The following is a 715-nucleotide window of genomic DNA, read 5'->3' as shown; positions in this document are numbered from 1 at the left end:
AAATAAGCCTGAGCCATTGGTTTTAGCACTTACTTGCCCTATTTTTTTTATACATTGTTAGGCAACGTTTTTATCCACGTGTTGCTTTATTTCGCTCAGTTCTTTTTCTTTATTTTCTTTTTCTTCTTCGATATCAAAATCATTTTGAAGACCGAGCCAGAATTTTGCAGAATTCCCAAAATATTTGCTTAATCGTAAAGCTGTGTCAGCCGTAATTCTTCGGTTTCCTTTAATAATTTCCGAAATTCTGGTTTGAGGTATTTTCAAGTCTTTGGAAAGTCGGTATGCGGTGATTTCCAACGGCTCAAGAAATTCGTAATTCAAGATTTCTCCAGGATGTACATTTGCTAACTTTTCCATTTTTATATTTTTTAATGATAATCAATTATTTGCACTTCGTTTGCGTTTCCTTTATCCCAAATGAAAATAATCCGCCATTGTTTATTAATCCGAATACTGTAAAATTCGCTTAATTTTCCGGTCAGTTTTTCCAGTCGGTTGGATGGTGGAATTCGCAAATCGGAAATATCTTGCGAGTTGTTCAACATTCTTAATTTCCTCCGTCCAACGTTTTGAATATCAATCGGCATTTTCTTAACTCGGACTCCGTTCCAAATTTGTTCGGTTTCTTTTGAACCAAAGGATAATATCATATCTTTTTACGTTACTAACGTCAAAGATAAGCATATTTTTGAATGTTTGCAGAATTTTTTTT

General features: G+C 33.7%; 2 protein-coding genes. Both read right to left on the bottom strand.

Annotated elements, in window-relative coordinates; translation table 11 throughout:
* Positions 1 to 57 precede the first annotated feature (57 nt).
* On the bottom strand, positions 58 to 360 hold the full coding sequence (locus tag K8344_RS13975) for a HigA family addiction module antitoxin (protein WP_237609293.1): 303 nt from the start codon (positions 358 to 360) through the stop codon (positions 58 to 60).
* An 11-nt stretch (positions 361 to 371) separates the two neighbouring features.
* Positions 372 to 653: a type II toxin-antitoxin system RelE/ParE family toxin gene (locus K8344_RS13970; protein WP_237609292.1), complete on the bottom strand. Its 282-nt coding sequence runs from the start codon at positions 651 to 653 to the stop codon at positions 372 to 374.
* Positions 654 to 715: the final 62 nt, after the last annotated feature.

The sequence above is a fragment of the Aequorivita xiaoshiensis genome (assembly GCF_022008395.1).
Taxonomy (GTDB): Bacteria; Bacteroidota; Bacteroidia; order Flavobacteriales; family Flavobacteriaceae; genus Aequorivita; species Aequorivita xiaoshiensis.
Note: the sequence above shows the minus strand (reverse complement) of the source record. Positions and strands in the feature narration are given on the sequence as shown.